Source organism: Pseudomonas petroselini (assembly GCF_045037875.1).
Taxonomy (GTDB): Bacteria; Pseudomonadota; Gammaproteobacteria; order Pseudomonadales; family Pseudomonadaceae; genus Aquipseudomonas; species Aquipseudomonas petroselini.
Map to the genome: position 1 here is coordinate 4030931 of NZ_CP173614.1, position 24116 is coordinate 4055046.

Sequence of the window (24116 nt, forward strand, 5' to 3'; positions counted from 1 at the left end):
AAACGCCCGAGCGAATCTCGCCCGGGCGTTTTGAGGGCGGATGCAGCTTACTTAAGTGCGGATTCCCGCCCTTGAGACTTCACAGACTTAGATCTTGCCGACCAGGTCCAGGGACGGAGCCAGGGTGGCTTCGCCTTCTTTCCACTTGGCTGGGCACACTTCGCCTGGGTGGGCAGCGACGTACTGGGCAGCCTTGATTTTGCGCAGCAGCTCGGAAGCGTCACGGCCAACACCGCCGTCGTTCAGCTCAACGATCTTGATCTGACCTTCTGGGTTGATCACGAAAGTGCCGCGGTCTGCCAGGCCAGCTTCTTCGATCAATACGTCGAAGTTGCGGGAGATGGTCAGGGTTGGGTCGCCGATCATGGTGTACTGGATTTTTCCGATGGCTGGCGAAGTGTTGTGCCAGGCAGCGTGGGCAAAGTGAGTGTCGGTGGACACGCTGTAGATTTCGACGCCCAGCTTCTGGAATTCGGCGTAGTTGTCAGCCAGGTCTTCCAGCTCGGTTGGGCAAACGAAGGTGAAGTCGGCTGGGTAGAAGAACACAACGGACCACTTGCCTTTCAGGTCGGCGTCGGACACATCTACGAAGTTGCCGTTTTTGTAGGCGGTCGCTTTGAACGGTTTTACTTGGCTGTTGATGATAGGCATCGTTGACTCTCCGTCAGGTTTGTAAAAGGGGTGAAGAAGTTGATGAAGTGAATCCTACCCACTCTCTCGGCGGATGGCTCATTGGCAAACCTGATGCTGACGATTGGTTTTCCCTATCAGGTGACTGTATTAATAGAAGAAATCTCAAAGCAGCGGCTGGGTCGCCAAGGTCATGCCAATAAAGGGCGTGGATTCAACATAGCGCATGGCGGATTTCATGTCGCTCCAGCCGACGTAACTCATCAACGACTTCAAATCCCAGCCACTGCGATGCGCCCAAGTCGCAAAGCCACGGCGCAATGAGTGGCTGGTGTATTGCTCGGCAGGGATGCCGGCGCGCTCCAGCGCCTGACGCAGCAGCGGGATCACACTGTTGGGGTGCAAGCCCTCCTCCCCCAGGTTGCCCCAGCGATCGATGCCGCGAAACACCGGGCCGCGTACCAGGGCCGAGGCGCTGAGCCATTCGCTGTAGGCCTGCACCGGACACAACCGCAACAGTGCCGGGGTGTGGTAGGTCTTGCCGAGGTTGTCGCGGTCGCTTTTGCTGCGCGGCAGATACAGGCTGATCCCGGCGCCGGGCGTCGCCTGCACGTGTTCGATGTCGAGGCGGCACAGCTCATCGCTACGGAAGCCGCGCCAGAAGCCCAGCAGGATCAGCGCCGTGTCGCGCTTGGCGCGCAGCAATCGAGGCTGATCCTGCGCCTGCGTTGCCGCTGTCGCCTCAACCTCAAGAGACGCCACCACCTGCTCCAGATGCTTGAGCTGCAAAGGCTCGGCTTGCTTCTCCTGCGCCGGGTGCACGGCGCGGATGCCCTTTAAGACCTTGCGCACCACGGGCGCTTTAGTCGGGTCGGGAAAGCCCTGGCTTGTATGCCACTGCGCCAAGGCCGAGAGCCGCAACTTTAAGGTATTCACCGCCAATACCCCCGCGTAAGCGACCAGATAGCGCGCCACGCTATCGCTGGTCGCCGGCAGGAACCCGCCCCAACTCACTTCGAAGTGCTCGATCGCCGCGCGATAGCTACGGCGGGTGTTATCGCGGGTGGCGGCGTTGAGGTAACGATCCAGATCGCTCATGGGAGGCCTTTGTGTACTGCTGGCAGGTGTATGTGCCGCTTAAATGCGCATGACACGGGATAATACGCCAATATCCCATCTGTTAATTGATGAATTTCAACAGGTTTTTATTCGTGATATAGTATGTATATACATACCATGTACCACACTACGAAATCGACGGAGACCCCATGGCTCGCGGCGGCATCAATAAAGCAGTAGTTCAAACGGCACGCCTGGCGATCCTCGCCCGCGGCGAGAACCCCAGCATCGACGCTGTACGCATCGAGATGGGCAACACAGGCTCGAAAACCACGATTCATCGCTATTTGAAGGAGTTGGATGAGAGCGAAACCCGCGTCACCATCACCGAAGCACCGATCGACGACGAGCTTGGCGAACTGGTGGCGCGACTGGCTCAACGCCTGAAAGAGAAAGCCCAGGAGCCAATCGACTTGGCCTTGGCACAGTTCGAGCAACAAAAGAACGCCCTGCTCGCCCAAGTAGAGGCGCTGGAAGCCGCCCAAAGCCAACTCCAGCAACAACTCGATATCCAGGCCGCTGCCCTGGCAGAAGAAAGCGCCGCCCTGCAAACCGCCACTACCAGCCTGCAGACCGAACAAACCCGTAACGCCGGGCTTAACCAGGCGTGCAGTGATTACGAGTTACGGATCAACGACAAGGACGAACAGATTCGTTCGCTGGAAGAAAAGCACCTGCATGCCCGCGACGCCCTGGAGCATTACCGCAATGCGATCAAGGAACAGCGCGAACAGGAACAGCGCCGCCACGAAGGCCAATTGCAGCAGGTACAGGCCGAGCTGCGCCAGGCACAGCAGAGCGCCATGGTGCGTCAGGATGAAATCACCCAACTGCATCGCGACAATGAGCGACTGTTGATCGAGCATCGGGTGACGGCGAAGGAATTGACGGCGCTGCAGGAGCAATCCCGCAAGGATCAGGCCCAACAGCTCAAGCTAAGCGAACAGGTCAGCCTGATTGATAACGAACGCACCCTGCTTCAGGAACGCCTGCGGGTGGCAGTGCTGGAGAGCCAGTCACGCCAGGAAGCGCTGACCGAACACCAGCACACCACCAAGACCTTGGAGCTTGAGCTGATCAAGGCCCAGGCAAGTATCGAGGCGTTGCGCCTGGCAGCCACCGTTGCGGCGGCGCCAGAGGCAACCCCCAACGCCTGATCAGCCCGCCACAGCCGTGCGCAGGGTGACGAACTCTTCCGCCGCCGTGGGGTGCACGCCGATGGTTTCATCGAAATGCCGTTTGGTCGCGCCGGCCTTGAGCGCGATCGCCAGGCCCTGCACGATCTCACCCGCGTCCGGGCCGACCATGTGGCAACCCAGCACTTTGTCGGTGTCGGCGTCGACGACCAGCTTCATCAGGGTCTTTTCCTGGCACTCGGTCAGGGTCAGCTTCATTGGCCGGAAACGGCTTTCAAAGATCTGTACCTTATGGCCCTGCTCTTTCGCTTCTTCTTCGGTCAGGCCCACGGTGCCGATGTTCGGCAGGCTGAACACCGCCGTCGGAATCATCGCGTAATCCACCGGGCGATACTGCTCAGGTTTGAACAGACGACGCGCCACAGCCATGCCTTCGGCCAGGGCAACCGGTGTCAGTTGCACACGACCGATCACGTCGCCGATGGCCAGGATCGATGCCTCGGCGGTCTGGTACTGGTCATCCACCTCAACGAAGCCGCGCTTGTCGAGTTTGACGCCAGTGTTCTCCAACCCCAGGTTGTCCAGCATCGGACGACGCCCGGTGGCGTAGAACACACAGTCGGCTTCCAGCACGCGGCCGTCTTTCAACGTCGCCTTGAGGCTGCCGTCGGCCTGCTTGTCGATGCGTTCGATATCGGCATTGAACTGCAGGTCCAGGCCGCGCTTGGTCAGCTCTTCCTTCAGGTGCGTGCGCACCGCACCGTCGAAGCCGCGCAGGAACAGGTCGCCGCGATACAGCAGGGTTGTCTGGGCACCCAGGCCATGGAAGATCCCCGCGAACTCGACGGCAATGTAACCCCCACCGACGACCAGCACGCGCTTGGGCAACGCCTTGAGAAAGAACGCTTCGTTGGAGCCAATGGCGTGCTCACGCCCCGGAATCTCAGGAATCTGCGGCCAGCCACCGGTAGCGATCAGAATGTGCTTGGCGGTGAAACGTTCGCCGTTGATCTCGACCTGGTGCGGATCAACCAGGCGCGCATGCCCTTCATGCAGGGTTACGCCGCTGTTCACCAGCAGGTTGCGGTAGATGCCATTGAGACGGTTGATCTCACGATCCTTGTTGGCGATCAGGGTCGCCCAATCAAAGTTCGCTTCGCCCAGGGACCAGCCAAACCCGCTGGCCTGTTCGAAATCTTCGGCAAAATGTGCGCCGTACACCAGCAGCTTTTTCGGCACGCAGCCGACGTTCACGCAGGTGCCACCCAGGTAGCGGCTTTCCGCCACTGCCACTTTAGCGCCAAAGCCTGCGGCAAAGCGCGCCGCGCGAACACCGCCGGAACCGGCGCCAATTACATACAGGTCAAAATCGTAGGCCATTTCACTCTCCTCGGCAGGACATCAGCATACCGACTTAGATGGGGCTGAAAAACGAAAAAGCCACCCGAAGGTGGCTTTTTCAGAGCAGGCGACGTTTACCGTGAATCAGTAAGCCTTGCCAGTCTTGTAGAAGTGCTCGTAGCAGAAGTTGGTCGCTTCGATGTAGCCTTCAGCGCCGCCGCAGTCGAAACGCTGGCCCTTGAACTTGTAGGCAATCACGCAACCGTCTTTGGCTTGCTTGAGCAGGGCGTCGGTGATCTGGATCTCGCCGCCTTTGCCTGGCTCGGTTTCTTCGATCAGCTTGAAGATATCCGGGGTCAGGATGTAACGGCCGATGATCGCCAGGTTCGAAGGCGCGTCTTCCGGTGCTGGTTTTTCAACCATGTCACGTACGCGGATCAGGCCATCGCCAATGTCGTCACCGGCGATAACGCCGTACTTGTTGGTTTCGGTCGGGTTCACTTCCATCACTGCAACGATGGTGCAACGGTATTTCTGGTAGAGCTTGACCATCTGGGTCAGCACACCGTCGCCTTCCAGGTTCACACACAGGTCGTCCGCCAGTACCACGGCGAACGGCTCGTCGCCGATCAGTGGACGGCCGGTGAGGATGGCGTGGCCAAGGCCTTTCATCTGAGTCTGACGGGTGTAGGAGAACGAGCACTCGTCGAGCAGTTTGCGGATACCGACCAGGTATTTTTCCTTGTCGGTGCCCTTGATCTGGTTTTCCAGCTCATAGCTGATGTCAAAGTGGTCTTCCAGTGCGCGCTTACCACGACCGGTCACGATGGAGATTTCGTTCAGGCCGGCATCCAGTGCCTCTTCGACGCCGTACTGAATCAGTGGCTTGTTCACCACCGGCAGCATCTCTTTGGGCATGGCCTTGGTCGCTGGCAAGAAGCGAGTGCCGTAACCGGCTGCTGGGAACAAGCATTTCTTGATCATATGAGTCCTTACAAAGGGCTGTGCGTACGGAATTCGGCGCAGTCTAATCAGGCCGCAGTCACCTTACAATGGGTCCTGCTGGCGTTGCGATGTCATCATAGAGAAAAAATGTCGGCGTAAGTTCCGCTCACGTTGTTGAGGGAATTTTCACCGGCACGGCAAAAAATGCCTGCACCTCGTGTTTTCAGAGGGCTGCAACCTTTTTAGCATGCTTTCAGGCTCAGAACACTGACCGAGAATAACTTGCGCGGCCCCGCGACATTTGGCGCTATCATTACGCCCTTGAACCAGACCACGAGATACTTGATAGATGTCAGAACCAAAAGGCGTGAACGGCTACCTGATCACCAAGCGAGCGGACGGCTGGCACCTGATCAACTTCCACGGCGACAGCGTCGCTGGCGCATTCGCGAGCGAAAGCCAGGCTATTGCCGTAGCCGAAGTGTTTGTGGATGAAGCGGGCCACGCATCGAGCAAACGGCCCAAGGGCAAGTAAGCGTCAACGCCCTGCGAAAAAAGCCCCGATGAACGGGGCTTTTTTGTGTTTGTCTGTACGTAGATGGCAGTTCGCTATAATCTCGCCGGAACGCCCCACGACAGTGTCAGCGCCCCTCCAACACCCTCGATGATGAACCTATATGAACAAGATTCTGGCACTGACCGCGGTACTGACCCTGGCCGGGTGCACCACCACTTCCGACGTCTTCCTGAAAAACGGCGAACAAGGCCTGACCATCGACTGCTCGGGCGAAGCCAATTCCTGGGCCAGTTGCTACGAAAAGGCTGACGCTTCGTGTGCGGGCACCGGCTACCGTATCGTCGGCACCGAAGGCACACCCTCGCTCAAGGAAAGTGAAAAGACCCTCGGCCAGGACGTGGGCAACTTCAAAAGCCGCAGCGTGGTGGTGGTCTGCAAGTAAGCGTTACGCCTACAGCTGAATATCGGCAAACTTGATTCCCAGGCCACGGATAGTCTCCACCAGCTCATCCAGACGCGGGAAAGACTCGACTTCATCCTGATCGTCCACCAGGAAAAAACTGCGGCCGCCGCTTTTCTTGAAGAAAACGATCCACTCCCCCAGGTCGGCTGGGTTCTGGATGATGTGAGTGGCCGATATCTGGCCTTCGGCCTGGCGCGCCCTGACGTGTTCACGCTTCATGAAAGACTTCCCTAAAAAGACAAATGCCGCACAAACCGAGAGTTTGCGCGGCATTTTTGCATTGATTGACCGAGAGTTTAACGGATGCCCTGCCCAATCAGCACGCCTTCTACGGTTTGGCCGTAAAGATTGATCCCGTCATTGGCATGGAATTTAACCCGGGTTTTCTCCACGGAACCCTCCACCAGTCGCGGATCCTGCGGCCGTTCGCGGCTGTTTATGTAGGCGGCCACATCCCAGGCTTGCTGATCACTCAGGCTGCCGCCCTTGCCCAGCGGCATGTTGTGCTTGATGAAAGAAGCCGCCGTATTGATACGGTGCATCCCCGCCCCCCAATTGTAGGAATCCTTACCCCAGAGCGGTGGCATTACGTAGCTGTCACCCACTTTCTGGCCTTGCCCCTCGGCACCGTGGCAGACGGCGCATTGCTCTTTGTACACCTGCCCACCTTGGGACAGGTCATAACCCTTGGCCGGCTGGACCACGTCCGGGTAACCACGGCCCGGTAACTCCACGCCCAAAGGTGCCTTGCTCGCCAGCCAGTAGGCATACACGGAGAGTGCGGTAATTTCGGGGCTATCAGCAGCCGGCGGGGTGCCACCGTTCATGCTGAACTGGAAACAGCCCTGCAACCGCTCGGCGAAGGTATTGACCTTGTCATTCTTCTTTCGATAGGCCGGGTACATCGGGTAGGCCGCCCACAGCGGCGCCGAATGGGCCAACCGGCCCTGGTCCAGATGGCAATTGCTGCAATTGAGTCCGTTACCGACAAATGTCGGCGCCAGGCGCTTGGTATCCACGAACAGCGCGTAGCCTTGCTTGACCAGCTTGCCGTAGGCGTTGTCAGGCAGCTCGCGCTCTTGAGGCGGTTGGAATTGAGCGACCGCCGCGTGGCTGGCGGATGGCGGCAACTGCGACTGATCTTCCATGGCAATCGTGGCGGCATACGCTGACGACAGACCGTACGCCGCCAGCGCCAAGCCATACATAAACGGGCTCATGGCTTGGCCTCCTGTTTAAGCGACGCGAAATATTCGGCCACGCCCTGTACTTCCTCCGGCGTGAGGGATTTGGCGATGTGACCCATCAAGTCATTCGGGTCATTGTGACGAGTTCCGTTTTGCCACGCCGTCAACTGGGCGGCCAGGTAGGCTGCGGGCTGGCCCACCAGCGGTGGAAACGCGTCGCCTACCCCCGTACCGGCGGGGCCATGGCAACTGGCGCATGGCGGAATCTGTCGCTCCCACGCGCCCTGCTGTGCAAGCTTTTGCGCAGCACCGAGGGGCATCTCGCTGCGCTGGATCGGTTCGGGGACAAAGGCCGGCATCGCCGCCAGTGCCTCGCTGACGGCTTCGACTTCAGCGTCGGTGAGGGCGTTCGCCAGCGGCTGCATCACCGGATTGACGCGACTGCCGTGCTTGAAGTCCTCCAGTTGTTTACGCACATACGCCGCCGGCAGCCCCGCAAGCCTGGGGAAACCCGCTGCGGCAAGCCCCGCGCCATCGGCACCATGGCAGGCGACGCAGGGCATGGCGCCCGGTTGCGAGCCGCCCTCGGCAAAGATCTTCTTCCCCTCCAGCGCGTGAGCGTTGCCCAACAGCAACATCAGCGTACTGCCCATCAGCACTCGTCCCAGAGACATCATCCCCCCTCCATTTTATAGTTATAAGCTTAGGCGTTTATGGCATAAGCCTACAAATGGTAGGGGAATGAGCCCGTCGCGACAACACTCAAAACGTGTCATGAAAAAAGCCCGGCCCCACGCGTGCGGGGCCAGGCTCTTTTATCGGATTCGAATCGCGGGTGAAGCGCGCTGTATCAGCCGGAAATGCACTCTTCGCCAGCCTTTTTAACGTCACCCGGACGGATCGGCACATTGGACATGCTCTCGTAGAGCTTGATGCTGCTACCGCTGGAACGTTCATCAATTTCAAAAATCGCCGAAGGGTCGGCTGAAAACTTCTGCGGTACGATCACCTGCACGCCACCGTCCTTATGCGGTTCGATCTGCGGCGGCCGGCGGGTCGCCGACAGTTTCTGTACCACACACGCGGCGTATTCCTGAGGTTTCTTCCCGGAAATGACCGCCAAGGTCGGCGGGGTCTGCTTGATATCTGCAACCGAAGCACACCCACCAATCGCCAGGGCCAGAACCAACACACTCCACTTCATATAAAACCTCCGATAAAGACCCTACGACAGCGGGGATGGTATTTTTCTCCCGCCCACGTAGGATTTATCCCTGATAACTCGGTAAATAACTGTTTTAAATTGTCGACGTCGTTGAAGACGGGCCGATAATAAACGCGCTGGGGCTGATAAACTCCATCTTAACCTACGTATCGTTCTGATTTTTCAGAAAAAGCCCTTCTGGAGACACCCCCAATGAAATTCATCCACCAGCGCGAGCACCTCAACGAGGGAGACATTGTTGTCATCGAATGCTCGCAGACTTGTAATATTCGTCTGATGAGCGATGCGAATTTTCGCAGCTTCAAGAACGGCGGCCGCCACACTTACCACGGTGGCGCATTTGACAAATTCCCAGCCAAAATCACCGCGCCGAGCACCGGGTTCTGGAACATCACCCTGGACGTCGTCACGCGCCGCGCCATTAGCGTGACCCGCAAACCCGCGCTGTCCCACAAGATCCGCATTGTGCGTCGTACCAGCTCCAAGCTGAGCTGATCCGCCATTTAAAGGAAATAGCCGTGACTGCCACCACCAAATACGTGATCAAGTACAAGCTCAACGGCGAACGCCGCTTTGAGTTCGCTCAACTGCAGACCAACAGCGTCGAAGAAGCCAAGCAAGCCCTGGCGAAGATTCACGATGCCAGTGATGAAATCACCGACATCAATGTGAGCAAGGCGCTGTAAGCCTATGCCCGGCCCCACCGCTGACCTGTTCGCCGATGACGCCTTGCAGCAACCCGCTGGGCGCGAACAAATTGGCGAACAGTCCTACGTGCTCAGGGGCTACGCCCTGCCCTGGATTGAGCGCCTTCTGCCGGAGTTACGGCAGGTGCTGGCTCAATCACCGTTCCGGCAAATGGTCACACCCGGTGGCTTCACTATGTCGGCCGCATTAAGCAGCTGCGGCGATCTGGGCTGGACCACCGACACTTCCGGTTACCGCTACTCACCACTCGACCCGCGTACCCAGCAGCCCTGGCCGCACATGCCGGACACCTTGCGGCAATTGGCTGTGCTGGCGGCGGCAGACGCCGGCTTTGTCGACTTTGCCCCCGACGCCTGCCTGATCAACCGTTATGTACCGGGTGCAAAGATGTCCCTGCACCAGGACAAGAACGAGCGCCGCTACAGCGAACCGGTGGTGTCGGTGTCGCTGGGGTTACCGGCGATTTTTCTGTTTGGCGGGCATGAGCGCAGTGCCAAGGCTCAGAAAGTCTCGCTGTTCCATGGCGACGTGGTGGTCTGGGGCGGTGTGGACCGCCTGCGTTTTCACGGCGTGATGCCGATCAAGGACGGCGTGCACCCAGTCATGGGGCCGCAACGCATCAACCTGACCTTTCGCACCGCCGGCTGATTTGACCGCAAGCTTCAGAGTGCCATGGGCTCACGGCACGACTAATCTGGCCAGGAACCGTCAAGAGTGCCGACCATGAGTATCGAACAAGATCCGCGCTGGGCAGCCATTCTCGCCCGCGACCCCAAGGCCGATGCGCTGTTCGTCTACGGCGTGAAGACCACCGGCGTGTACTGCCGCCCCAGCAGCGCTTCACGCTTGCCGCGCCCGGAAAATATCGAATTCTTCGACACCCCGGCACAGGCCGAAGCTGCGGGTTATCGCGCCAGCAAGCGCGCGGCCGGGGACCAGACCCAGCTTGCGGCGCACCATGCGCAACTGGTGGCCAACGCCTGCCGCCATATCGAACAGGCCGACACCCCGCCCAGCCTGAACACGCTGGCCACGCACGCCAAGCTGAGCCCCTTCCATTTCCATCGCGTGTTCAAAGCCATCACCGGCCTGACCCCCAAGGGCTACGCCAGTGCCCATCGCTCACGCAAAGTACGCGATGGCCTCAAGGGCTCGCACTCGGTGACGGATGCGCTGTATGACGCAGGCTTCAATTCCAACAGCCGTTTTTATGAATCGGCCAATCAATTGCTCGGCATGACGCCCAGTGACTACAAGGCCGGAGGCACTAACAACGCGATTCTGTTTGCCGTCGGGCAGTGCTCGCTGGGTGCGATCCTGGTGGCACAAAGCGCCCGTGGCGTGTGTGCGATTCTGCTGGGGGATGACCCGGACCAACTGGTGCGCGACCTGCAGGATCAGTTTCCCAAGGCCGAGCTGGTCGGCGCCGACCCGCGCTTCGAACAGTTGGTCGCACAGGTCGTGGGGTTTATCGAAGCGCCCGCGCTCGGCCTGGACCTGCCGCTGGACCTGCGCGGCACGGCGTTTCAGGAGCGGGTGTGGCAAGCCTTGCGTGAGATTCCTCCGGGGAGCACAGCCAGCTACGCGCAGATCGCTGAGCGCATCGGCGCACCAAAGTCCTTCCGCGCCGTGGCCCAGGCCTGTGGTGCAAACAGCATCGCGGTGGCAATCCCCTGTCACCGCGTAGTACGCAGTAATGGCGAGCTCTCCGGCTACCGCTGGGGCGTGGAGCGCAAGCAGCAATTGCTGGCGCGTGAAAGCGAGGCCTAACCCAGCTTGCGCTTGCGAAACTCGGCGACTTTATGACGGTTGCCACACAACGCCATGCTGCACCAACGACGCTTATGCGCCTTGGTACGGTCGTAGAACCACAACACGCAGTCGGGATGCTCGCAGGTGCGAATCAAGTTGAAATCTGCGTCCACCAGCAAGGCGGCAGCCGCTTCGGCAATCGGTGAAAGAAACTGCTCCGGCGTCTGCCGTTTGCGTTGACGCACCAGGTGCACTTCACCCGGCGCCGGCCAGTTGAGCTGCGGATGACTGACCGCCTTGCGCAAAAAACCATTGAGCGCGGCGGGGTCGGCCTGCTCGCCCGCCTTGCGTGCCTCAAGCAACACTCGAATCACTTCCCGCAGCGTCCTGGCCGTCGCCAGTAAAGCCCCCGCGTCAAACGCCGGCACCTCGCCCTCTCCCACCCAGCCCAAGCGCACCAGCCAGTGCTCGACATCGGCGTCGGCCTGCCAGAACTCAACGGGCTCACCGTCGACATTGGCGCGGGTATTGAGCATGTCCAGTACCGGGTCATCGGCAAGGACGTAGGGTTCCAGAAGTACGTGGGTGGTCATGTCTGATCCTCTTGAGCGTCTGCGGATCGTAACCTGTATTTCTTCTGAAGGGTAGTTACAGAAAATGATTTTATAACCTGAATAAAACGTTTGACAGGTTACCTATTCAGGCGCAGCTTTTAAAAACGGTAACCCGTAAATCAATCCAATCAAGTTACTAAGGTACAAACCTCATGACCACTCCAGCCCCCGTCATCCATTACCGTCACGTTGATGTCGACGGCGTACGCATGTTCTACCGTGAGGCCGGTGCTCCGTCGGCCCCGGTCATGTTGTTGCTGCATGGCTTCCCCAGTTCGTCGCATATGTTCCGCGACCTGATCCCTTTACTCGCCACACGATTCCGGGTGATCGCCCCGGATTTGCCGGGTTTCGGGTTTACCGAGGTGCCGGCCGAACGCGATTACCTCTACAGTTTCGATAACCTGGCGATCACGGTGGGGCATTTTGTCGAGGCGTTGGCGTTGAGCCGCTACGCCCTGTACGTGTTCGATTACGGTGCGCCGGTCGGTCTGCGCCTGGCGGTGGCGCACCCGGAACGGGTCAGCGCGTTGGTGTCGCAAAACGGCAACGCCTACCTGGAAGGCCTGGGCGATGCCTGGGCGCCGATTCGTACCTACTGGGCCGAGCCGAGCCAAGCCAACCGTGAAGTGATCCGCAACGCCGTGATCAGCCTCGAAGGCACGCGCTACCAGTACCTGCATGGCGTGAATCAGCCCGAACGGGTGGCGCCGGAAGCCTACATGCTCGACGTACTGCTCATGCAGCGCCCCGGCAACGACGAGATCCAGCTGGACCTGTTCCTCGACTACCGTAACAACCTGACGCTCTACCCGGCATTCCAGGCCTTCTTCAACGCCACGCAAGTGCCGACACTGGTGATCTGGGGCCAGAACGATCCGTTCTTCATCCCGCCAGGTGCGCACGCCTATAAAACCGACAACCCCAACGCGGTGGTGGAACTGCTGGACACCGGCCACTTCGCCCTGGAAACCCATGCGGCGCATATCGCCGAGCGGATTCACGCGGTACTGGGCAACGCCATCAACTGATGGCGCACCACGAACGCACACGTTCGTCCAGTGAATAAAACAGACTGGCCGGGTGCCAATGGCCCTGTTACAACAGCGAAAAGCCTCACTGACGCTGGAGACGCATCCCATGAGCACCTGGCCAGACACCCGAATTCTCGACCTGCTGGGCATCGACGTGCCGATCATCCAGGCCCCCATGGCCGTCGGCACCACCACGGCCATGGTCATCGCCGCCAACGCTGCGGGTGCGCTGGGTTCATTACCGGCCGCCGCGCTGAGCATCGAGCAACTGCGCGACGCGCTGAGCACTATCCGCCAGGCCGGCGCACGGCCGATCAACGTCAATTTCTTCTGCCACCAACCGCCCGCGCCCGATGCAGCGCGTGATCAACGCTGGAAGGCGTTGCTGGAGCCCTACTACCGCGAATTGGGTGCCGACTATGACGCGCCAACCCCGGTCTCCAACCGCGAACCGTTCAACGAGGCGGCTTGCCAAGTGGTTGAGGAGTTTCGCCCGGAGGTGGTCAGTTTCCACTTTGGCCTGCCGGAAAAATCCCTGTTGGACCGAGTAAAAGCCACGGGTGCGAAAGTGCTGTCCTCGGCCACCACCGTCGAAGAAGCCCTCTGGCTGGAACAGCACGGCTGCGATGCAATCATCGCCATGGGCAGTGAAGCGGGTGGGCATCGTGGCTTGTTTCTCAGCGATGACATCAACACCCAGATCGGCTTGTTCGCCCTGGTGCCGCAAGTGGTCGACGCCGTCAGCGTGCCGGTGATTGCCGCCGGCGGCATCGGTGATGCACGTGGGATTGTCGCGGCATTCGCCCTGGGCGCCTCGGCGGTGCAGATCGGTACGGCGTACCTGTTTACCCCCGAAGCCCATGTCACCGCGTCCCACCATCACGCACTGCGCCACGCCCAGGCCAGCGAAACCGCGCTGACCAACCTGTTCACCGGTCGCCCGGCACGCGGCATCGTCAACCGGGTCATGCGTGAGCTCGGTGCAATCAACCCGGCCGCGCCGGCCTTCCCTACCTCCGGCGGTGCGCTGATACCGCTCAAGGCCAAGGATGAGGCCGGCTTCAGTAACCTGTGGTCCGGCCAGGCCCTGCGCCTGGGCAAAGACATCACCACGTATGAGCTGACCCGCGAACTGGCGGAGCAGGCGTTGGCCAAGTTCAACTAGAACCTTCACCTGTGGCAACTTTGCACTGTACCGGCAATGGCCAACCGCTATATATTCCCATACATAGCGGTAAGGCCTTCTCCCTATAACAAGCCGTACAGACTCAAAGGAGCTGCTTCATGAAGATTCACGCCCCACGCTTGGCCGTCCTGGTCGCTGCCCTCGCCTTCGGTTCGGCGCAGGCCGATGAAGTCCAGGTGGCCGTGGCCGCCAACTTCACCGCACCGATCCAGGCGATTGCCGCCGACTTCGAGAAAGACACCGGCCACAAGTTGGTCGCCGCCTACGGTGCCACCGGCCAGTTCTACACCCAGATCAAGAACGGCGCGCCCTTCGAAGTGTTCCTGAGCGCCGACGACACCACGCCGCAAAAACTCGAAACCGAAGGCGACACCGTCAAGGGCTCACGCTTCACCTACGCCGTCGGCACCCTCGCGCTGTGGTCGGCCAAAGAAGGCTACGTGGACGCCAAAGGTGACGTGCTGAAGAAAAACGAATTCCAGCACCTCTCCATCGCCAACCCCAAAGCCGCACCCTACGGCCTCGCCGCCACCCAGGTGTTGGCCAAGGAAGGTCTGACCGAGAAGGTCAAAGACAAGCTCGTCGAAGGCCAGAACATCACCCAGGCCTATCAGTTCGTGTCCACCGGCAACGCCGAGCTGGGTTTTGTCGCCTTGTCGCAGATCTACAAAGACGGCAAAGTCACCAGCGGGTCGGCCTGGATTGTTCCAGCCGCGATGCATGACCCGATCAAACAGGACGCAGTGATCCTCACCAAGGGCAAGGACAGTGCGGCTGCCAAGGCACTGGTTGAGTACCTCAAAGGGCCTAAAGCCGCTGCCGTCATCAAGTCCTACGGTTACGAGCTGGCCAAGTAAATGCCGTTATCGAGTGCCGATTTTTCCGCTATCTGGCTGACCATCAAGCTGGCGTCACTGACCACCGTGATCCTGCTGGTCATCGGCACTCCGATTGCCCTGTGGCTGTCGCGCACCCGCTCCTGGTGGCGCGGCCCTATCGGCGCCGTCGTCGCCTTGCCGTTGGTGTTGCCGCCGACGGTGATCGGCTTCTACCTGCTGTTGACCATGGGGCCCAATGGTTATTTCGGCCAGTTCACCCAGTGGCTGGGCCTGGGCACTCTCACCTTCAGCTTCGCCGGGCTGGTCATCGGTTCGGTGATCTATTCCATGCCGTTTGTGGTGCAGCCGTTGCAAAACGCCTTCTCCGCCATCGGCACGCGCCCGCTGGAAGTGGCGGCGACCTTGCGCGCCAATCCCTGGGATACGTTTTTTAGCGTGATCCTGCCCCTGGCGCGTCCAGGCTTCATCACCGCTTCGATCCTCGGTTTCGCGCACACCGTCGGTGAATTCGGCGTGGTGCTGATGATCGGCGGCAATATCCCGGACAAGACCCGGGTGGTGTCCGTACAGATCTACGACCACGTGGAAGCCATGGAATATGCCCAGGCCCATTGGCTGGCCGGTGCCATGGTGGTGTTCGCGTTCCTGGTGTTGCTGGCGCTTTACTCCAGCCGTAAAACCAAGATGGGCTGGAGCTGATGTCGATGATCGATGTACGCCTGCACCTCCAATATTCGGGCTTTGCCCTCGACGTCGACCTGCACCTGCCCGGCCGCGGGGTGACCGCGTTGTATGGGCATTCCGGCTCCGGCAAGACCACGTGCCTGCGCTGTATAGCCGGGCTGGAGCGCGCCGAAGACGGTTTTATCCAGATCAACGATGAAGTCTGGCAAGACAGCCGCAACGGGCGGTTTGTACCCCCGCATAAGCGCGCGCTGGGTTACGTGTTTCAGGAGGCCAGCCTGTTTGCGCATCTGTCGGTGCGGGACAACTTGGCGTTCGGCCTCAAGCGCATTCCTCGGCAGCAGCGCCGTGTGGACATGGCCCAGGCCACCGAGCTGCTGGGTATCGGTCACCTGCTTGACCGCCATCCCCAGCACCTCTCCGGCGGTGAACGCCAACGCATCGGCATCGCCCGCGCGCTGCTCACCAGCCCAAACCTGCTGTTGATGGACGAGCCGCTGGCCGCCCTCGACAGCCAGCGCAAAGGCGAGATCCTGCCGTACCTCGAACGCCTCCACGATGAGCTGGATATCCCGGTACTGTATGTCAGCCATGCTCAGGATGAGGTGGCGCGCCTGGCCGATCACATCGTGTTGCTCAGCGACGGCAAGGCCTTGGCCAGCGGCCCCATCGGCGAAACCCTGGCGCGGCTGGACCTGCCCCTGGCGTTGGGCGACGACGCAGGTGTGGTGATCAACGGCACGGTCAACGCCTACGACGATCACTACCAGTTGCTCACCCTGCAACTGCCCGCCAGCGACCTGCACATGCGTGTGGCCCATGCACCGCTGGCCGTGGGCAAAGCGCTGCGCATCAAGGTGCAGGCGCGTGATGTCAGCCTGAGCCTGCAGGCCGAGGAACACAGCAGCATCCTCAACCGCTTGCCGGTGACGGTCATTCAGGAGATCTCGGCGGACAACAGCGCGCACGTGCTGGTGCGCCTGGACGCGGGGGGCACGCCGTTGCTGGCGCGCATCACGCGCTTCTCCCGCGACCAACTGCAATTGCACCCCGGCCAGACGCTGTGGGCGCAGATCAAGGCGGTCGCCGTGCTGGCGTGAACAACCTTTTGGCACGACCGCATACGGCTGCGGTCAATCAGACATACCGGCCTGATTTGTTGCCAAGGAACCCGTCCCATGTCCGACTCTGCGCTGCCCCGCGACCTGCATTACGTTGACGACACCCAGCCTGGCATCCGTCGCAAGACGGTGCGCGGCAAGTTCCAGTATTTCGACCCCAAGGGCGTACGCATCACCGACGCCGATGAGATCAAGCGCCTCAACGCCCTGGCGGTCCCACCGGCCTACACCGACGTGTGGATCTGCGCCGACCCGCGCGGCCACCTGCAAGCCACCGGCCGCGATGCACGTGGGCGCAAGCAGTACCGCTATCATGCGCGTTGGCGTGAAGTGCGCGACAGCGACAAGTACGCCCGGTTGCAGGAATTCGGCAACGCCCTGCCGACATTACGCAAACAGTTGGAAGCGAAAATCGCCGAGCCTGGCTTCACTCGCGAAAAAGTCTTGGCCACCGTGGTGATGCTGTTGGACGCCACGCTGATCCGCGTCGGCAATACCCAATATGCGCGGGACAACAAATCCTACGGGCTGACCACCCTGCGCACCCGCCATGTGGATGTGAAAGGCAGCGAGATCCAGTTCCAGTTTCGCGGCAAGAGTGGCGTGGAGCATCAGATCAGCGTCAAGGACCGGCGCCTGGCCACGGTGGTCAAGCGCTGCCTGGAATTGCCGGGGCAGAACCTGTTCCAGTACCTGGACGAAGACGGCGAGCGGCACACTGTCAGCTCCCAGGACGTGAATGAATACCTGCACAGCCTCACTGGTGCGGACTTCACCGCCAAGGACTACCGCACCTGGGCCGGCACGGCCATGGCGCTGGCGGTGTTGCGGGAATTGGAGTGGCAGCCTGAGTCCGATGCCAAGCGACACGTCGTGGCGATGGTCAAGGACGTCGCCAAGCAGTTGGGCAACACCCCGGCGGTGTGCCGCAAGTGCTACATCCACCCCGCCGTACTGGAGCATTTCAGCCTGGGCGAACTCTCCAAGCTGCCTAAGCCGCGACTGCGCAAAGGGCTCAAGGCCGAAGAGGTTGCCTTGGCGATGTTCCTTGAACAACTGGCGGCGGACTTGCCGAAAAAAGCCAAGGCGGGTTAGGCTTTGCCTCTCTTCTGATTCGCAGGACGATCGCCGACGTGAACCACTAAGCCTTCCAAAATGTATCTGCAACAAGCCGCCTGGCGCGCTTGTTGGCCTGTCCGACATTTTTTTGGAGGTGCTGATGACTGACGTCAACCGGCTGCCCGCGCTTGTTTCCCTGCAACACCTGAGTGTCCAGTTCGCCAGTGGCGAGACCTTGCTGGACGACCTGAGCCTGTCCATCGATCACACCCCCACCGGCATTGTGGGGCGTAACGGATGCGGTAAAAGTCTCCTGGCCCACGTGATCGCCGGGCTGCTATCGCCCTCCTCCGGCACCCGCAATGGTACGGCCACTGTGGTCTATGTGGCGCAGAACCCCGTGGTTGCGCCAGGCGCGAGCATTGCCGACCTCACCGGCACCGCCGCGATCTTGTCAGCCCTTGGGCGCATGGCCCAAGGCACGGCGCAGGTCGATGATCTTGAGTTGATCGACGACCGTTGGGACCTGGCCGAGCGCTTGCGCAACGCCCTGGATGCAGCGGGCCTGGAAGCGCTTGGTGTCGACACCCCGGCCGACACACTCAGCGGCGGTCAGTTGGCGCGGATTGCCGTTATCGGCGCGCTATTGGCTGCGCCACACCTGCTGGTGCTCGACGAGCCCACCAACCACCTCGACAGCGATGGCCGTGTATGGCTGCTGCGCCAGCTCAGTGAGTGGCGCGGCGGCCTGGTGGTGGTCAGTCATGATCGACAATTGCTCAACACCATGGCACGCATCGTTGAACTGTCGCCCCTCGGCGTCCACGTGTATGGCGGCAACTACGATGCCTATCGGCACCAGCGCAATGCCGAACAACAGGCCGCCGTCTGCGCACTGGAACACGCCCGCCTGGCGCGCAGCCGCGAACGTCGGCGCCTGCAAAAAGATCATGACAGCCTGCAGCGCAACGCCGCTCGCTCACGCAAACACGCCGAGACCGCCAACGTCGACCGATTCACCCAGGCACGCTGGAAAGGCGCCGCCACGGAAATCGTCAACACCCTGCGCAGCGCGCACGGGCAGCGCAAACATGACCTGGATGCCCAGGTGCGCGAGGCCTACGAACGGGTCATGGAGGAAACGCCGACGCTGTTGGCGTTGCCCGCTTGCGCAGTGCCCGGCGGTCGCCAGGTGGTGTCCCTGATAGACGTAGAATTGCCTTGGCTGCCGTCGAGCCGCCTCAACGTCCAACTCGCCGGCCCGGTGCGCGTCGCGGTACGTGGGCCCAACGGCTGTGGCAAGTCCACACTGCTCAAGGTATTGGCGGGAAAATGGCGGGCGGTGAACGGGGAATGCCGGGTGACGGTGCCCACTGCCTACATTGATCAACACCTCGCACTGCTGGACGATCGACGCTCCATCGTTGAACAGCTCAACCTGCTCGCCACGCCACTGGCCGAAGCCCCATTGCGCACGCGCCTGGCTTTGCTGCAACTGGATGCCTTGCGGGTGACCCAGCCGGTCGGGCAGCTCAGTGGTGGCGAACGGTTAAAGGCAGCCATGGCCATTGCCCTGTGGCGCGAGGAGCCCGCGCAGCTGCTGTTGCTGGACGAGCCGACCAACCACCTGGACTTGGAATCGGTGACGGCGGTTGAGCAGGCGCTGCAGGGGTTTACCGGGGCAATCATTGTGGTATCCCATGACCCGGCGTTTGTGCAAACGATCAGGCCGACGCATTACCTCGACTGGCATCGCACGGGTTGGTCCCTGCAGTGTGTTTGAGGTCATTGCATACGCGCTGAAAGCGTCCTACGGTAGTGGCCGTATAATCTCACCGAGGAACCCGGTCCTATGCTGCCTTCGCCCCGCAAGCCCTACGCCAACGCTGCACTTGCCCATCGACAGCGCTGGCGTGGTCGGGTCGGGCTGATGCTGGTGGCCAGCCTGTCGGTACTGGCGGGCATGACCGATGCCATCGGTTTCATGGCAAGCGGCGACTTTGTTTCGTTCATGAGCGGCAATACCACGCGCCTGGCGGTGGCGATCAGCGCGGGAGAGCTTGGCCTGACCGGGCGCCTGTTGTTGCTGGTTGCGACATTTATCGTCGGCAACGCCTTGGGGGTAGTGGTCAGCCGGCTGAGCCGCCGCCATGCGTTGCCCTTGCTGTTGTGTATTGCCGCCCTGTTATGCGGTGCGGCATTCCTGCCGTTCGCCGATACGTTGCCCGCGCTGCTGGCGGCGATCGTCGCGATGGGCATGCTCAATGCCGCTGTGGAAGAGGTCAACGGGCTGCCGGTAGGGCTGACTTACGTCACCGGCGCGCTTTCCCGCTTTGGTCGCGGGCTGGGACGCTGGCTGCTGGGGGAGCGCCGCAGTGGCTGGCGTGTGCAGTTGATCCCGTGGGGCGGGATGTTCGTGGGGGCAGTCATTGGCGCGCTGTTGGAGCAGCAGCTGGGCCTGAAGGCGCTGCTGGTCAGCGGCGTACTGGCGGGGTTGCTAGGGCTGATCTCGCTGAAAATCCCGCGCCGTTGGCACCTGGGTTACATGCCGCGCTGAAAAAAGAAGAGGCTCGCCCGACGTTTAGGCCTCGACGTCCGTGTACTGGTAAAGAGCCATCATGTCGGGCGAGCCGGTGAATCATAAGCTAATGCCTCGCGGCTGTCGTGCCAGGCATTTCCTAAAACGACTAAGGCATTCGCCTACAGGCAGGTCGCGAGTGCGGCCAAACGACGCTTGGCCGGCATGTTGTCTTGTGCGGCGTAGTAGTTGATGGTCGAACCGGTACCCGCGCTTTGCACATCGGCGAAGTAATCACCCGCGGTGGTGTAGACGGTAAAACCGCCCGCGCCGATCGGCTCCTTGAAGCCGCCGGCGTCAACGCCGAAGACGCTTTCGTCCTGCCAGCCGAACTGGACGCATTCGGCAACTACCAGGGTGGCCTTGTCCGAAGCCAGGGTCTTGTAGGGCGTGCCTGCACGCGCCTCTTTCATCTTCGAACCCGCGCAACCGGCCAGGGCCGCCAGTACCAGTGCGCCAATTACCACCTTGTGCATGCCATTGCTCCGTTGGAAAAAACGCGACTGTACCATTGCCGCGCGCCGGACTGCCGGATGCATGAACTTTGTTTCACTGTAAAGACGGAAAACGCGGCCTATAGTGGCCACGCTCATTTTTAGAAGTATCCCTTCTGCCCGCTCTCCCGCGGGCTTTTTTTCGCTGGGTGGTTGTCAGAGCAACCAGCGGAACAGGTAGAACAACGTCATGCTCAGCAGCACGGTCATCAGCACGTTACGCGTCCAGAACATCAACGCCACCGCGCTGATACCCGCCAGCAAATAAGGGTTGGCCGGGCTCAGGTTAAGCTGGTGGTCGGCGAGAAAGATGATCGGCCCGCAAATCGCCGTGAGCATGCCCGGCACCGCAAACCCGAGAAACTCCCGCGCACCGCGGTTGAGGCGCACCGGCAGACGCGGTTCGATAAACAGATAACGGTTGAGGAAGACCACCAGGCCCATCGCCACAATCATGATGTAGATCATCGCTGCCCCACTCCCAGTCGCTTGCAGGCATACCCTGCGCTCATGCCCAGCACGCCGGACACCACCACCGCCGATTCCCACTGCAGGAAACTCAGCCACACCGAAAACAGCAGCGACACCGCCACGCAGACCACCGTGGGGATGTCACGCACCACCGGCGTAATCAACGCGATAAACGTCGCAGCGATGGAAAACTCCAGGCCCAGTTGATCGAGGCCGGGAATGCTTTTACCGAGCACGATGCCGGCCAGGGTGAACAGGTTCCAGGCGATATAAAACGTCAGGCCCACGCCCAGGGCGTACCAGCGATTGAACGTCTCGCGGTCGTAGTGACTGACCAGGGCGAAGAATTCATCGGTGAGCAGAAAGCCCAGGCTCATGCGCCAGCGGGTGTTGAGGGGCGACAGGATCGGGCGCAAGTGCATGCCGTAGAGCAAATGCTGGGAGGTGAGCAGCAAGGTGGTCAGCACAATGGAAATCAGGCTGGCGCCGCTCTTGACCATGCCGATAGCGACCAGTTGCGCAGCGCCGGCAAACACGATGGCGGACAAGCCCTGGGCTTCCAATGGGCTGAACTGCGCATCAATGGCCATGGAACCGGCGAGCAGCCCCCATGGCGCACAGGCCAGGGACAGCGGAATCACGGCGATTGCGCCGCGAGCGAAGGCGTAATGAGGTAAGGCGGTAGGCATGGAAACGGCTCATCGACAGACAGTCGACAAGCATGCCAGCGCAACAAGGGACTTGTCTTGAACGATCTTGCTCAGGCGAGCCTGACAGACACTTGCTCCACCGAGTCGCGTGCTTCGCGCAATTCGTGGGCGTCCTGGTTGAGCCGGTGAATGGTATTGAGCAGGCGCTGGCGCAGCACTTCATCACCGAGTTTTTCGACCGCGCGCATCAGGTCGAATGCCGCGGTTTCGTTATTATCCGCGACGGAATCCAGGGTCTTGCGCAGGTTGCGAGTGGCACGGGTCACGCGGGGTCTTCCTTCATCAGCAATGGGGAGGCACTTTAGGACATTCATGTTTCATTTTAATTTCAAACACTTGTGGCGGATTTCAAGGGATTTGATCCATATCAATTGATACAGCATTTGACCGATACTTCAGCCATGCCGCTATCGACCCCACTGGCATGCGAACTTTGCGTCCGCGAACTGATCCATGCTCTGCACCACCTACCACAGCGCGCCAGCAGCACCTGCTGAGCCATCGGAGCGTTAACCCATGCTTGTCGCAATTGGCATTTTCATCTTCACCATCGTACTGGTCATCTGGCAGCCCAAGGGCTTGGGCGTCGGCTGGAGTGCAACAATGGGCGCCATCCTGGCCCTGGCCTCTGGCGTGATCAGCCTGGCCGACATCCCGGTGGTGTGGCACATCATCTGGAATGCCACCGGGACCTTTGTCGCGTTGATCATCATCAGCCTGTTGCTGGACGAGGCCGGCTTCTTTGCCTGGACCGCCTTGCACGTCGCGCGCTGGGGCCGTGGCCGCGGCCGACGCCTGTTTGCTTATATGGTGTTGCTCGGCGCGCTGGTGTCGGCCCTGTTCGCCAACGACGGCGCGGCGCTGATCCTTACGCCGATCGTGATGTCGATGCTGTTGGCCCTGCGCTTCTCCCCGGCGGCGACCCTGGCATTCGTCATGGGAGCAGGCTTTATCGCCGACACCGCGAGCCTGCCGCTGGTGGTGTCGAACCTGGTCAATATCGTCTCGGCGGACTATTTCAAGATCGGCTTCAACGAATACGCGGCGGTGATGGTGCCGGTCAACTTTGTCAGCGTCGCAGCTACGCTGGCGGTGTTGCTGTGGTTCTTCCGTCGCGATATCCCCCAGACCTACGACCCAGCCGACCTCGAAGACCCCGCCAGCGCCGTCCACGACCGCGCCACCTTCCGCGCCGGCTGGTGGGTGCTGGGCATCCTGCTGGTCGGTTGCTTCGCCCTGGAGCCGCTGGGCATTCCCATCAGCGCGATTTCCGCCGTCTGCGCCGTGCTCCTGCTGGTGATCGCCGCCAAGGGCCACAAGATATCCACACGCAAAGTGCTGAAGGAAGCACCGTGGCAGATCGTAATCTTTTCGCTCGGGATGTACCTGGTGGTGTACGGCTTGCGTAACGCCGGCCTCACCACCTACCTGGCGACCTGGCTCGACACCTTCGCCACTTACGGCGTTTGGGGCGCAGCCATGGGCACGGGGGTGCTGACGGCGCTGTTGTCCTCGGCGATGAACAACTTGCCGACGGTGTTGATCGGCGCGCTGTCCATCGAGTCCAGCCATGCCGTGGGCGTGGTCAAGGACGCGATGATCTACGCCAACGTCATCGGCAGTGACCTGGGCCCGAAAATCACCCCGATCGGCAGCCTGGCCACGTTGCTGTGGCTGCATATCCTTGCGCGCAAGGGCATCACCATCACCTGGGGCTACTACTTCAAGGTCGGCATCGTACTGACGTTGCCGGTGTTGTTGATCACCCTTGCCGCCCTCGCCGTGCGCCTGAGTGTCTGACGGAGATACCGCAATGAAAGTCCTGTTCATGTGCACCGCCAACAGTTGCCGCAGCATCTTGTCCGAAGCGGTATTCAACCACCTGGCGCCGCCGGGTTTTGAGGCGATCAGTTCCGGCAGCTTTCCCAAGGGCCAGGTCCTGCCGCGCAGCCTGAGTACGCTACAGGCCGCGGGCATCAGCACCAAGGGTCTTTACAGCAAGGGTAACGAGGCCTTTGCAGACAGCCCGCCGGATGTGGTGATCACCGTGTGCGACAAGGCGGCCGGCGAAGCCTGCCCGGTGTACTTCGGGCCCGCCATGAAGGCGCATTGGGGCTTGGCAGACCCTTCGGATGTGCTCGGTGATGAGGCGAGTGTGCAAGCTGCATTCGACGCCACCCTGGCGATCATTGCCACGCGCTGCCGGGCGTTTTTTGCCGTGCCATTTGACCGCCTCAGCCCTGCGGAACGCAACGCTGAACTCGCGCGCATTGCACTGCTGTAACCGGAGGAACCATGACCAC

Annotated in this window: 30 protein-coding genes; 17 read left to right on the forward strand and 13 right to left on the reverse strand. The window is 60.8% G+C overall.

The genetic code is table 11. The features are described 5' to 3' along the window. Positions 1–87: 87 nt before the first annotated feature. The gene (gene ahpC, locus ACI512_RS18485) at positions 88–651 is read right to left on the reverse strand and encodes an alkyl hydroperoxide reductase subunit C (RefSeq protein ID WP_010210361.1); all 564 of its coding nucleotides are present in this window, start codon (positions 649–651) and stop codon (positions 88–90) included. Positions 652–795: 144 nt separating this feature from the next. Continuing rightward, entirely contained in the window at positions 796–1728 is a 933-nt protein-coding gene (locus ACI512_RS18490; RefSeq protein WP_064052082.1) for a site-specific integrase, read from the reverse strand. A gap of 170 nt (positions 1729–1898) precedes the next feature. On the opposite strand from ACI512_RS18490, the gene ACI512_RS18495 reads away from it, so the two are divergent. After that, positions 1899–2906 carry a DNA-binding protein gene (locus ACI512_RS18495; RefSeq protein WP_236382952.1) on the forward strand — a complete coding sequence of 336 codons (1008 nt, stop codon included), beginning with the start codon at positions 1899–1901 and terminating at the stop codon, positions 2904–2906. Here ACI512_RS18495 and gorA read toward each other — a convergent pair whose 3' ends face one another. Both gorA and galU read right to left on the reverse strand, forming a co-directional pair. Continuing rightward, positions 2907–4265: a glutathione-disulfide reductase gene (gene gorA, locus ACI512_RS18500; RefSeq protein WP_236382953.1), complete on the reverse strand. Its 1359-nt coding sequence runs from the start codon at positions 4263–4265 to the stop codon at positions 2907–2909. 105 nt (positions 4266–4370) lie between these two features. After that, positions 4371–5210 (reverse strand): UTP--glucose-1-phosphate uridylyltransferase GalU, encoded by an 840-nt coding sequence (gene galU / locus ACI512_RS18505; RefSeq protein WP_003173830.1) that lies wholly within the window; start codon positions 5208–5210, stop codon positions 4371–4373. A 310-nt stretch (positions 5211–5520) separates the two neighbouring features. On the opposite strand from galU, the gene ACI512_RS18510 reads away from it, so the two are divergent. Together ACI512_RS18510 and ACI512_RS18515 are read left to right on the forward strand one after the other, a co-directional pair. Beyond that, a complete protein-coding gene (locus ACI512_RS18510) occupies positions 5521–5706 on the forward strand; it encodes a hypothetical protein (protein ID WP_012724166.1) in 186 nt (61 codons plus the stop codon). A gap of 142 nt (positions 5707–5848) precedes the next feature. After that, complete coding sequence (locus tag ACI512_RS18515; RefSeq protein WP_012724165.1) at positions 5849–6130, forward strand: hypothetical protein; 282 nt, start codon at positions 5849–5851, stop codon at positions 6128–6130. Positions 6131–6139: 9 nt separating this feature from the next. Here the strand turns inward: ACI512_RS18515 and ACI512_RS18520 are convergent, their stop codons facing one another. The 4 genes from ACI512_RS18520 to ACI512_RS18535 all read right to left on the reverse strand — a co-directional run bounded on the left by ACI512_RS18520 (position 6140) and on the right by ACI512_RS18535 (position 8542). Then, complete coding sequence (locus ACI512_RS18520; protein WP_012724164.1) at positions 6140–6370, reverse strand: hypothetical protein; 231 nt, start codon at positions 6368–6370, stop codon at positions 6140–6142. Positions 6371–6447: 77 nt separating this feature from the next. Beyond that, a complete protein-coding gene (locus tag ACI512_RS18525; protein ID WP_064052079.1) occupies positions 6448–7371 on the reverse strand; it encodes a c-type cytochrome in 924 nt (307 codons plus the stop codon). After that, entirely contained in the window at positions 7368–8015 is a 648-nt protein-coding gene (locus ACI512_RS18530; protein ID WP_064052078.1) for a c-type cytochrome, read from the reverse strand. The genes ACI512_RS18525 and ACI512_RS18530 overlap by 4 nt, the downstream gene beginning before the upstream one ends. A gap of 173 nt (positions 8016–8188) precedes the next feature. Then, positions 8189–8542, reverse strand: coding sequence for a hypothetical protein (locus ACI512_RS18535; protein WP_012724161.1), 354 nt, complete (start codon positions 8540–8542; stop codon positions 8189–8191). Positions 8543–8755: 213 nt separating this feature from the next. On the opposite strand from ACI512_RS18535, the gene ACI512_RS18540 reads away from it, so the two are divergent. The 4 genes from ACI512_RS18540 to ada all read left to right on the forward strand — a co-directional run bounded on the left by ACI512_RS18540 (position 8756) and on the right by ada (position 11041). Then, positions 8756–9058 carry a DUF1883 domain-containing protein gene (locus ACI512_RS18540; protein WP_003191319.1) on the forward strand — a complete coding sequence of 101 codons (303 nt, stop codon included), beginning with the start codon at positions 8756–8758 and terminating at the stop codon, positions 9056–9058. A gap of 23 nt (positions 9059–9081) precedes the next feature. Beyond that, positions 9082–9249 (forward strand): hypothetical protein, encoded by a 168-nt coding sequence (locus tag ACI512_RS18545; RefSeq protein ID WP_012724160.1) that lies wholly within the window; start codon positions 9082–9084, stop codon positions 9247–9249. 4 nt (positions 9250–9253) lie between these two features. Further along, the gene (gene alkB, locus ACI512_RS18550) at positions 9254–9919 is read left to right on the forward strand and encodes a DNA oxidative demethylase AlkB (protein ID WP_012724159.1); all 666 of its coding nucleotides are present in this window, start codon (positions 9254–9256) and stop codon (positions 9917–9919) included. A gap of 75 nt (positions 9920–9994) precedes the next feature. After that, positions 9995–11041, forward strand: coding sequence for a bifunctional DNA-binding transcriptional regulator/O6-methylguanine-DNA methyltransferase Ada (gene ada, locus ACI512_RS18555; RefSeq protein ID WP_064052077.1), 1047 nt, complete (start codon positions 9995–9997; stop codon positions 11039–11041). Here ada and ACI512_RS18560 read toward each other — a convergent pair. Further along, positions 11038–11616, reverse strand: a complete 579-nt coding sequence (locus tag ACI512_RS18560; protein WP_405121260.1) for a CGNR zinc finger domain-containing protein — start codon at positions 11614–11616, stop codon at positions 11038–11040. The two genes, ada and ACI512_RS18560, sit on opposite strands and share 4 nt — an antisense overlap. A 173-nt stretch (positions 11617–11789) precedes the next feature. Here ACI512_RS18560 and ACI512_RS18565 point away from each other — a divergent pair, with 173 nt between their 5' ends. The 8 genes from ACI512_RS18565 to ACI512_RS18600 all read left to right on the forward strand — a co-directional run bounded on the left by ACI512_RS18565 (position 11790) and on the right by ACI512_RS18600 (position 20117). Next, a complete protein-coding gene (locus ACI512_RS18565; RefSeq protein WP_122256045.1) occupies positions 11790–12668 on the forward strand; it encodes an alpha/beta fold hydrolase in 879 nt (292 codons plus the stop codon). Positions 12669–12777: 109 nt separating this feature from the next. Next, the gene (locus tag ACI512_RS18570) at positions 12778–13836 is read left to right on the forward strand and encodes a nitronate monooxygenase family protein (protein WP_236383455.1); all 1059 of its coding nucleotides are present in this window, start codon (positions 12778–12780) and stop codon (positions 13834–13836) included. A 119-nt stretch (positions 13837–13955) separates the two neighbouring features. Continuing rightward, on the forward strand, positions 13956–14714 hold the full coding sequence (modA, locus tag ACI512_RS18575) for a molybdate ABC transporter substrate-binding protein (RefSeq protein ID WP_405121261.1): 759 nt from the start codon (positions 13956–13958) through the stop codon (positions 14712–14714). Next, positions 14715–15395, forward strand: a complete 681-nt coding sequence (modB, locus tag ACI512_RS18580; protein ID WP_046034197.1) for a molybdate ABC transporter permease subunit — start codon at positions 14715–14717, stop codon at positions 15393–15395. A 5-nt stretch (positions 15396–15400) separates the two neighbouring features. Then, on the forward strand, positions 15401–16480 hold the full coding sequence (gene modC / locus ACI512_RS18585; RefSeq protein WP_236383462.1) for a molybdenum ABC transporter ATP-binding protein: 1080 nt from the start codon (positions 15401–15403) through the stop codon (positions 16478–16480). Positions 16481–16558: 78 nt separating this feature from the next. After that, positions 16559–17596 (forward strand): DNA topoisomerase IB, encoded by a 1038-nt coding sequence (locus ACI512_RS18590; protein ID WP_012724151.1) that lies wholly within the window; start codon positions 16559–16561, stop codon positions 17594–17596. A 124-nt stretch (positions 17597–17720) separates the two neighbouring features. Continuing rightward, positions 17721–19343 (forward strand): ABC-F family ATP-binding cassette domain-containing protein, encoded by a 1623-nt coding sequence (locus ACI512_RS18595; protein ID WP_405121262.1) that lies wholly within the window; start codon positions 17721–17723, stop codon positions 19341–19343. 69 nt (positions 19344–19412) lie between these two features. Next, positions 19413–20117: a YoaK family protein gene (locus tag ACI512_RS18600; RefSeq protein ID WP_012724149.1), complete on the forward strand. Its 705-nt coding sequence runs from the start codon at positions 19413–19415 to the stop codon at positions 20115–20117. A 143-nt stretch (positions 20118–20260) separates the two neighbouring features. Here ACI512_RS18600 and ACI512_RS18605 read toward each other — a convergent pair whose 3' ends face one another. The 4 genes from ACI512_RS18605 to ACI512_RS18620 form a co-directional block, all read right to left on the reverse strand. After that, positions 20261–20614, reverse strand: a complete 354-nt coding sequence (locus ACI512_RS18605; RefSeq protein WP_043205334.1) for a hypothetical protein — start codon at positions 20612–20614, stop codon at positions 20261–20263. A 174-nt stretch (positions 20615–20788) separates the two neighbouring features. Further along, on the reverse strand, positions 20789–21100 hold the full coding sequence (locus ACI512_RS18610) for an AzlD domain-containing protein (protein WP_012724147.1): 312 nt from the start codon (positions 21098–21100) through the stop codon (positions 20789–20791). Next, complete coding sequence (locus ACI512_RS18615; protein WP_012724146.1) at positions 21097–21792, reverse strand: AzlC family ABC transporter permease; 696 nt, start codon at positions 21790–21792, stop codon at positions 21097–21099. The genes ACI512_RS18610 and ACI512_RS18615 overlap by 4 nt, the downstream gene beginning before the upstream one ends. Positions 21793–21863: 71 nt before the next feature. Beyond that, positions 21864–22079 (reverse strand): hypothetical protein, encoded by a 216-nt coding sequence (locus tag ACI512_RS18620; RefSeq protein WP_043205333.1) that lies wholly within the window; start codon positions 22077–22079, stop codon positions 21864–21866. 250 nt (positions 22080–22329) lie between these two features. On the opposite strand from ACI512_RS18620, the gene ACI512_RS18625 reads away from it, so the two are divergent. Together ACI512_RS18625 and ACI512_RS18630 are read left to right on the forward strand one after the other, a co-directional pair. After that, entirely contained in the window at positions 22330–23613 is a 1284-nt protein-coding gene (locus ACI512_RS18625; protein WP_012724144.1) for an arsenic transporter, read from the forward strand. A gap of 13 nt (positions 23614–23626) precedes the next feature. Continuing rightward, on the forward strand, positions 23627–24097 hold the full coding sequence (locus tag ACI512_RS18630; RefSeq protein WP_250948840.1) for an arsenate reductase ArsC: 471 nt from the start codon (positions 23627–23629) through the stop codon (positions 24095–24097). Positions 24098–24116 lie beyond the last annotated feature (19 nt).

Bases quoted from the DNA above. Each gene is read 5' to 3' on its own strand.
- ahpC (WP_010210361.1), bottom strand. From the start codon at position 651: ATGCCTATCATCAACAGCCAAGTAAAACCGTTCAAAGCGACCGCCTAC.
- ACI512_RS18490 (WP_064052082.1), bottom strand. From the start codon at position 1,728: ATGAGCGATCTGGATCGTTACCTCAACGCCGCCACCCGCGATAACACC.
- ACI512_RS18495 (WP_236382952.1), top strand. From the start codon at position 1,899: ATGGCTCGCGGCGGCATCAATAAAGCAGTAGTTCAAACGGCACGCCTG.
- gorA (WP_236382953.1), bottom strand. From the start codon at position 4,265: ATGGCCTACGATTTTGACCTGTATGTAATTGGCGCCGGTTCCGGCGGT.
- galU (WP_003173830.1), bottom strand. From the start codon at position 5,210: ATGATCAAGAAATGCTTGTTCCCAGCAGCCGGTTACGGCACTCGCTTC.
- ACI512_RS18510 (WP_012724166.1), top strand. From the start codon at position 5,521: ATGTCAGAACCAAAAGGCGTGAACGGCTACCTGATCACCAAGCGAGCG.
- ACI512_RS18515 (WP_012724165.1), top strand. From the start codon at position 5,849: ATGAACAAGATTCTGGCACTGACCGCGGTACTGACCCTGGCCGGGTGC.
- ACI512_RS18520 (WP_012724164.1), bottom strand. From the start codon at position 6,370: ATGAAGCGTGAACACGTCAGGGCGCGCCAGGCCGAAGGCCAGATATCG.
- ACI512_RS18525 (WP_064052079.1), bottom strand. From the start codon at position 7,371: ATGAGCCCGTTTATGTATGGCTTGGCGCTGGCGGCGTACGGTCTGTCG.
- ACI512_RS18530 (WP_064052078.1), bottom strand. From the start codon at position 8,015: ATGATGTCTCTGGGACGAGTGCTGATGGGCAGTACGCTGATGTTGCTG.
- ACI512_RS18535 (WP_012724161.1), bottom strand. From the start codon at position 8,542: ATGAAGTGGAGTGTGTTGGTTCTGGCCCTGGCGATTGGTGGGTGTGCT.
- ACI512_RS18540 (WP_003191319.1), top strand. From the start codon at position 8,756: ATGAAATTCATCCACCAGCGCGAGCACCTCAACGAGGGAGACATTGTT.
- alkB (WP_012724159.1), top strand. From the start codon at position 9,254: ATGCCCGGCCCCACCGCTGACCTGTTCGCCGATGACGCCTTGCAGCAA.
- ada (WP_064052077.1), top strand. From the start codon at position 9,995: ATGAGTATCGAACAAGATCCGCGCTGGGCAGCCATTCTCGCCCGCGAC.
- ACI512_RS18560 (WP_405121260.1), bottom strand. From the start codon at position 11,616: ATGACCACCCACGTACTTCTGGAACCCTACGTCCTTGCCGATGACCCG.
- ACI512_RS18565 (WP_122256045.1), top strand. From the start codon at position 11,790: ATGACCACTCCAGCCCCCGTCATCCATTACCGTCACGTTGATGTCGAC.
- ACI512_RS18570 (WP_236383455.1), top strand. From the start codon at position 12,778: ATGAGCACCTGGCCAGACACCCGAATTCTCGACCTGCTGGGCATCGAC.
- modA (WP_405121261.1), top strand. From the start codon at position 13,956: ATGAAGATTCACGCCCCACGCTTGGCCGTCCTGGTCGCTGCCCTCGCC.
- modB (WP_046034197.1), top strand. From the start codon at position 14,715: ATGCCGTTATCGAGTGCCGATTTTTCCGCTATCTGGCTGACCATCAAG.
- modC (WP_236383462.1), top strand. From the start codon at position 15,401: ATGATCGATGTACGCCTGCACCTCCAATATTCGGGCTTTGCCCTCGAC.
- ACI512_RS18590 (WP_012724151.1), top strand. From the start codon at position 16,559: ATGTCCGACTCTGCGCTGCCCCGCGACCTGCATTACGTTGACGACACC.
- ACI512_RS18595 (WP_405121262.1), top strand. From the start codon at position 17,721: ATGACTGACGTCAACCGGCTGCCCGCGCTTGTTTCCCTGCAACACCTG.
- ACI512_RS18600 (WP_012724149.1), top strand. From the start codon at position 19,413: ATGCTGCCTTCGCCCCGCAAGCCCTACGCCAACGCTGCACTTGCCCAT.
- ACI512_RS18605 (WP_043205334.1), bottom strand. From the start codon at position 20,614: ATGCACAAGGTGGTAATTGGCGCACTGGTACTGGCGGCCCTGGCCGGT.
- ACI512_RS18610 (WP_012724147.1), bottom strand. From the start codon at position 21,100: ATGATCTACATCATGATTGTGGCGATGGGCCTGGTGGTCTTCCTCAAC.
- ACI512_RS18615 (WP_012724146.1), bottom strand. From the start codon at position 21,792: ATGCCTACCGCCTTACCTCATTACGCCTTCGCTCGCGGCGCAATCGCC.
- ACI512_RS18625 (WP_012724144.1), top strand. From the start codon at position 22,330: ATGCTTGTCGCAATTGGCATTTTCATCTTCACCATCGTACTGGTCATC.
- ACI512_RS18630 (WP_250948840.1), top strand. From the start codon at position 23,627: ATGAAAGTCCTGTTCATGTGCACCGCCAACAGTTGCCGCAGCATCTTG.